The organism is Vicinamibacteria bacterium, assembly GCA_035620555.1.
Lineage (GTDB): Bacteria > Acidobacteriota > Vicinamibacteria > Marinacidobacterales > SMYC01 > DASPGQ01.
This window is the reverse complement of the sequence record DASPGQ010000202.1, coordinates 1-5,646: the sequence shown is the minus strand read 5'-3', so window position 1 is coordinate 5,646 and position 5,646 is coordinate 1. Positions and strand designations below refer to the sequence as shown.

The following is a 5,646-nucleotide window of genomic DNA, read 5'->3' as shown; positions in this document are numbered from 1 at the left end:
CGTCGGCCACGCTTTACCTCGCCACAATCCATTTGCTATGCTGGCCACCCCTCGGAAGGAGCAACCCATGAAAACACTGATTTGGGTAGTTGCCATTTTCGGCGGGCTTACCGTCGTCTCCGTGGTCCTCATCGGAATTTCCAAAAATCAGAGATCGCAACTTCGAGCTCAGCGATCCAACGAAACAGCCGCCGCGAATGATGCCCGCATCGATCGCTGCGAAGCATGGATAGGCATGACGGAGCGCGAACTCATCCAAAGCTGGGGAGAGCCGGAACGCAGGAACACCACCTCGACGGCACGCGGCGATCGATTCCAACTCGTGTACGAGTTCAAGTGGCAATACGGGACGGACGCCAAGACAGGCAAGACGGACTACTCTTCGGGCAAGTATGTCAACTCGAGCTTTCAGAGCTTGCCACGCTGCGCGAAGGATTCGTTGCCACGGAACGCTTACGTTTACACGGAAGGCGGCGTAGTGCATTCGATTCAAAGGCGCGAGTAGCATCACCGCCGCCGAGCCCGTCGAGGCCCCCGCACCTTCTCTTTTGATTTCGCTCGAGCGCGGGCCTCTTTGGCTTGCTCGTGCGCCACGGCATACGCCACCGCCTCGAGGACGTCGAGCGCCTCCATGTCCCTCGCGTTCTGCTCCCATACGCCCCCGGAGCTCGGCAAAGCGACGCGCTCCCATCGGACCGCGCCCGACCAGCCGTCGACCCGGAGCGCGTGCGTTTTGTGAAAGAGCTCGAGCCATACACGAACCTCTGCCGTCAGTTCAAGGACGGGGCAAGTGTGGAGGACGACGACGGAGTCCCCGGCTCCGTCGATCCAGACGGGATCCGGGTTTGGCTTGTCGCACCCACGTTGACCGCAGAGTCCTCGCTCTCGGCACTTTCCGCAGTCGTCTCGGGTTTCGGCCCATGCGCTTCCGTCTTTGACCCGCCCGAGGAAGGCGACGAAGCGATAAGCCGCCGTAAGTTTTTTCGCTCTTTCTCCGATAGCGAGTTCTGCGCGAGAACCCTGAGAAAAATGGTCGCAAGAATCGCTGGACGCCCGCCGAAGAGATCGAGCAACTCTTCCCCTCGCTTCACCTCGGCCTCGCCGTCATCGAGTTCGACGATAACTTTGGAGCGAATCTTGATGTACTTACGGAACGTATCTAGCAGGAGTCGACCCCACAACTCCTCGTCCTCTTTCTTCTGCTCCGCTTCACGCCACGCCGCTTTCAGCTTTGTGTTTTCCTCGAACGTCAGCCGTTTGATGCCCAGCTTCAGCGGCTCCTCCTCACCGATCTCTATATCGGCGTCGTAGTAACTCTTGAGCTTCATACACGGATCTCCTCTGTCTAGGTGGGCGCCGGGGTCGAGGCCCCGTGCTCGGTTGCCGACTCTGAATAATCGGTTCAACCGACTGCCGCTTACGGGACGGTGGGGAGCCGCGACTCCCGCTCGCGGGCGATGCTTCTACAAAAGTGCGATCTTCAACTCGTCGTTAGCGCCGGCCGCCGATTCGATGGCCGCGCCACTGAAACTCCAGTTCACGTTCTCGTCCGGGTCGTCCTGCTCGGGCGGCTGAACGTCGACGCTCGGCATGTACACGGCAACGATGTTGCCTTCCGTGCGCCCCGTCTGGACGAGTATCTCGACCAGGGAGCCCGCCTTCGTCTTGTTGTATAGCGTCGCTGGAGTTTCCGCCCACGCCTCGAGCGTGACAGGCACCTCTCGGAGACCGTTTCGGTTGAGCTCCGTAGCAAGGCTCACTCCATACTCATTGTTTCTCGCCTCGAGTGAGTTAGTGAAGCTCACTCCGAGCGACTTGATGAGGTACAGCGTGTCGTCGATGTACGCCTGACCGATGAGTCCCGAAGGCGGGTTCCCGCCAACAGTCGTGAACCCTACAGGCTGCGTCTGAATTGCCGGTGTCGTGCTCGCATCGAGGAGTTGCCGCCCTGGTCCGCCCACGGTGAAGGTCGGCTCCGCATTCGCATCAAGCGCGAGCTCGAAAGAATCAACGCCTGCGCCTACGAGCTCCTGCTCGAAGTTCGACAGATAGTGAGCTATCGTGAGCGAGATACTCAGCAGACTCGTGAATTTATATGTGATGCCGCCCTTCACATCATCTCCAACCGTCTGAGCGGCTGGAAGCGCTGGCGACCATGTTAGCGCGGCTCCTGCGACTCCAGTCAAAACCCTCACGAAGGGGGAATTCGCCTGCCCTGTCACTTCGAGCAACACGGCGTCCCCTACCGCAAGAGCGCCAGCGCTCGCTACCGTCGCCCCTGTCGTCGTCGGCGAGCTAGAGACTGTCGTCGCCAGCGTGACGTTCGTCTTGGACCCGAAAGCCGCCTCGAGGAACGGGTCGCACTCCGGGAGCGTGTTCAGCGCCCCGCCAGGCCGGATGATTCCCTGGAGTCCTGAATAGTTCAGCTCAGCTCTCCGAGCGAACCGCGTGAAGATACCGGGAGATGGATTCTTCTCGGGCGAGTTCTCCTTGTTGAATGGGAGGTCGCTCCAACTGCCGCGGTTGATGTGCCGCATGGCGTTCGCCGCTGCGAGCGTCTCCTCAACTCCATACGCGGCCTCTTTTTTGACGTAGAGCTGACCGGATCGTCCCTGCGGTAGAGGCATTATGCTTCTCCCTCACTCTCGACGGGCTCAAAGACACCTGGCCGAACGAAGTCCTTCTTCACGAGCTCTTGGTATTCCTCGCTCGTGATTACTAGTCCGGGGCCGAACTTCTTGCTTGTTTCGAGAATTCGATACGTAAATTCCGCCCGGCATCGGTACGCCTTCGCGTTTCCTCGCCGTGGAATGGCCGGCGCCTCGAAGTCGCCGCCCTTCTTACCCATTTGGAACTCCAAGCTCCCGCCGATGCTGGATGACCCAGCCGATGATCGACCAGACCTCGCGGCCTTCGGGCTCATTCAATCGGAGCTCTCTCGATGCAAGGAGGACGTTCTGCACAGTGCTTCCGAGCGTGCCCGCCTTCCACGCTGCGATGACCGCCGTCTCCACGTCTGCGCAAAGCTGAAAGTGCTTCAGCGCCCGTGCGTCGTCTGACTCAACGTCCACGTCGCCTATAGCGTGGACGGTAACCGGCCAGTTGCGAAGCATGCGGTCGGGCTTTTCGAAGGAATCGAGCGCGTCGGGCGAGCTCCAGTCCGCTAGAACGAACGGGCGCCGACCGTCCTCCGGCTTGAGGTCTTCCACCTTGTGATTCGGGTCGAGTTTTATAGCCAGGGCCTCGACGGTATGGTGATACCCCGCCGTCTGCTTGATTCCCTGCAATGCCGCCTGCATGTTCTTTACGATTCCGTACTCGATGGGCTCCACTTCAAGCGATGCCCCCGAGAATGTTCCCGATCTGCCGTCTCATCTCCTTGACCACCGTCTCGGCACCGTGGCGGAGAATCTCGTTCTGTTTGCCGCGGAAGACGTCCCCGACTGACGGGCCGAATAGCTCTCGTATAGGCAACCGCCCCGCTCCTGGTCTGCGCTCAAAAACGCCTTCATGCCGACCTACCGTGGTGATGAATGCGCGAGCGTATCGCCGCGTCTTACCACTAATACGGACTGTCACGCCTCTGCCTCTCCCCCTAGACGGGCGCGGCCCCTTAGCACCGAACTGAATCAATGGGATGGGCTTCCGCGATGCGCGAATCTGGCCTTCCAAATTCGTGAAGGTTGGCTCAGTCGCTTCGATCGCTTTCTTGGCAACTCCAACCTTAAGCCCCATCTCCCTCGCGACGAGCCGCCCGGAGAGCGTGTGAGCGCTCTGAGTGCCGCGACGCACCGAACGGTAAATCGCTAGCGCCACCTTCTTAGGCGCTTCCCGCAAGGCACGCTCCACCGCCTTGCTGTCTATCTGAACGTTGATGTCCGCCATTACGCCGTGACCTTCTCGGGAACGAGCACAACGCGGAAATGGTCCGGCTCCGTCGCGTCGAGCCCGTCAACCCGCCAGTTCCGTACCGTGCCGCCCGGCTTTTCCGCCGCGATGACCCGCGTATTGCGTGGCACCTCGGAGAAAACGTCACGCCGAAGTGCCATTACGCGCCGCGGCTCCCTGCGGCTGTAGTCGCGCCCGATTGGCTGCTCCTCGACGAGTGGCGTAAGCCATATGCCCCGCGTCGAGACGGGCAGGTCTTCGGGAGGGGTAACGGTTGCTGGTATGCCGAGAACATCGAACATCACGTCCGGGATGACCGTCGAGCGGAGCGTCCCGAGATCGAGCAACTAGCGGGCGACTCCATCGAGACGCACCTTCCCGGTGGCGGAAGGGTTCGCGGCTGCTGCCGCCGCAACGCCAACCAGCGTATTACCGCCAGACGTTGTCGTGAAGTTCTTCGCCGTGTCGTCCCAGTAAATCTTCGCCCCTTCGGTCCACGCCTGAGCGCTTACCTTCGCGTGCTCCACGATGCCGGTTACTCGACCGCGGAAAGGGAGCGTCTGAGCTGCGCTGTGAGTCGCGACTACCAAAAGCGAGCCGATGAGATATGCCGTTCCGCTGACGACTCCACCGGTAGGTGCCGTGAACTCGACGACCTCGGCATCTTGTGCGTACGTTTTCATACTCTTCTCCTATCGGGTCGCCCCGTCGAGCCGGACGCGGCCAACCGTGTGCTGAGTCGCGCTGATTCCCGTCGACGGCGTTACGGTCACCGTATCCGTCACTGCCGCCGCGCTCACACCCGCGAGAGCATTGATAGCGGAGGCGAGACTAGTGGCCGTCGCGTCATCGCTCGTCGCTGCCGTGTAGTCCGTGCCCTCGACCAATACGGTCGCCGTGCCGTTGATCGTTACCGTCACTTCCGCGTCATCGGTCGCGAGCTGAGCGAAGTCCAAAACTTGAAGCGTGAGCCCAGAAATCAGCAAGTCGGACGGGTCCGCATCTGTCGCCAACGAAACAACGGCGGCGACGATTGGCTTGATAGCGACTCCAACCAAGGTGTTGCCGCTCGCCGTCGCCGTGATCTTTTTCGCCGAATTGTCCCAGTAGAGCTTCAGCCCCTCGCTCCAGGCATCGTCGGCTTTCGCATGATCGACCGCCCCAACGACGCGCGCCCGGAAGGGGAGGGTCTGCGCGGCGTCATGGGTTGCGACCACGAGAAGCCCACCGATGAGGTAGGCTGTCCCGCTCACGACACCGCCCGAGGGGGCGGTGAGCTCCATGTTCTTTCCGTTGGAAACGAAGTTCTTCACTTCAGCCTCCGATTACGCGCCCGGATTCTTGTAAAGGCCGCGGAAGTCGACGACCTTCGCCGCGACGTCGTGGCGGACTTTGATCTCGAGCCCGTCTACGTCGAACCCGACGCGACTCTCGACCATCGGCCCTCCCTCGCCCTCGAGCGTTCCGAGAACGATGATGTCGATTTGCATCGGGGAAGCCGCGAGATACCAGGCCGTCGCGCTGTCATCGTCGAGCCGCGGCTCCGCGATGACGGTCAGCCGACCGGAGAATGGATTCACATTAGATCCCTGTTGCGGAGTGATGACGGTGACGTACTGATCCGCGATTGTTTCTTTCGCCACCGGAACGATGAGGTAAACGGGGTTGACGTTCAGATGAGTGGCACCGTCGATCCCCGTCTGCGCTCTCATTGCCGCACGCCCCGCGCCGAGCGTGTCAACGCTGATCGCTCCTCCA

The 5,646-nt window shown here is 61.0% G+C and carries 10 protein-coding genes; 1 reads left to right on the top strand and 9 read right to left on the bottom strand.

Going from position 1 to position 5,646, the window contains the following annotated elements:
• Positions 1–505: hypothetical protein (locus tag VEK15_08165; GenBank protein ID HXV60653.1), on the top strand; the 505-nt coding region annotated here is incomplete at its 5' end.
• A gap of 265 nt (positions 506–770) precedes the next feature.
• On the opposite strand, the gene VEK15_08160 is transcribed toward VEK15_08165, so the two are convergent.
• The 9 genes from VEK15_08160 to VEK15_08120 form a co-directional block, all read right to left on the bottom strand.
• Positions 771–1,328 carry a hypothetical protein gene (locus VEK15_08160; protein ID HXV60652.1) on the bottom strand — a complete coding sequence of 186 codons (558 nt, stop codon included), beginning with the start codon at positions 1,326–1,328 and terminating at the stop codon, positions 771–773.
• A gap of 135 nt (positions 1,329–1,463) precedes the next feature.
• Positions 1,464–2,627 carry a phage tail tube protein gene (locus tag VEK15_08155; GenBank protein HXV60651.1) on the bottom strand — a complete coding sequence of 388 codons (1,164 nt, stop codon included), beginning with the start codon at positions 2,625–2,627 and terminating at the stop codon, positions 1,464–1,466.
• Positions 2,627–2,848: a hypothetical protein gene (locus VEK15_08150; protein HXV60650.1), complete on the bottom strand. Its 222-nt coding sequence runs from the start codon at positions 2,846–2,848 to the stop codon at positions 2,627–2,629. The genes VEK15_08155 and VEK15_08150 overlap by 1 nt, the downstream gene beginning before the upstream one ends.
• Positions 2,841–3,332, bottom strand: coding sequence for a hypothetical protein (locus VEK15_08145; GenBank protein ID HXV60649.1), 492 nt, complete (start codon positions 3,330–3,332; stop codon positions 2,841–2,843). Before VEK15_08145 ends, VEK15_08150 begins: the two co-directional genes overlap by 8 nt.
• 1 nt (position 3,333) lies before the next feature.
• Entirely contained in the window at positions 3,334–3,885 is a 552-nt protein-coding gene (locus VEK15_08140) for a phage tail protein (protein ID HXV60648.1), read from the bottom strand.
• Positions 3,885–4,235, bottom strand: coding sequence for a hypothetical protein (locus tag VEK15_08135; protein HXV60647.1), 351 nt, complete (start codon positions 4,233–4,235; stop codon positions 3,885–3,887). The genes VEK15_08140 and VEK15_08135 overlap by 1 nt, the downstream gene beginning before the upstream one ends.
• Entirely contained in the window at positions 4,236–4,571 is a 336-nt protein-coding gene (locus VEK15_08130; protein ID HXV60646.1) for a DUF2190 family protein, read from the bottom strand.
• Between the two features lie 9 nt (positions 4,572–4,580).
• Positions 4,581–5,201, bottom strand: a complete 621-nt coding sequence (locus VEK15_08125; protein HXV60645.1) for a DUF2190 family protein — start codon at positions 5,199–5,201, stop codon at positions 4,581–4,583.
• 12 nt (positions 5,202–5,213) lie between these two features.
• The coding region (locus VEK15_08120) for a peptidase U37 (GenBank protein ID HXV60644.1) at positions 5,214–5,646 on the bottom strand (433 nt) is incomplete at its 5' end.

Bases quoted from the DNA above. Each gene is read 5' to 3' on its own strand.
- VEK15_08160 (HXV60652.1), bottom strand. From the start codon at position 1,328: ATGAAGCTCAAGAGTTACTACGACGCCGATATAGAGATCGGTGAGGAG.
- VEK15_08155 (HXV60651.1), bottom strand. From the start codon at position 2,627: ATGCCTCTACCGCAGGGACGATCCGGTCAGCTCTACGTCAAAAAAGAG.
- VEK15_08150 (HXV60650.1), bottom strand. From the start codon at position 2,848: ATGGGTAAGAAGGGCGGCGACTTCGAGGCGCCGGCCATTCCACGGCGA.
- VEK15_08140 (HXV60648.1), bottom strand. From the start codon at position 3,885: ATGGCGGACATCAACGTTCAGATAGACAGCAAGGCGGTGGAGCGTGCC.
- VEK15_08130 (HXV60646.1), bottom strand. From the start codon at position 4,571: ATGAAAACGTACGCACAAGATGCCGAGGTCGTCGAGTTCACGGCACCT.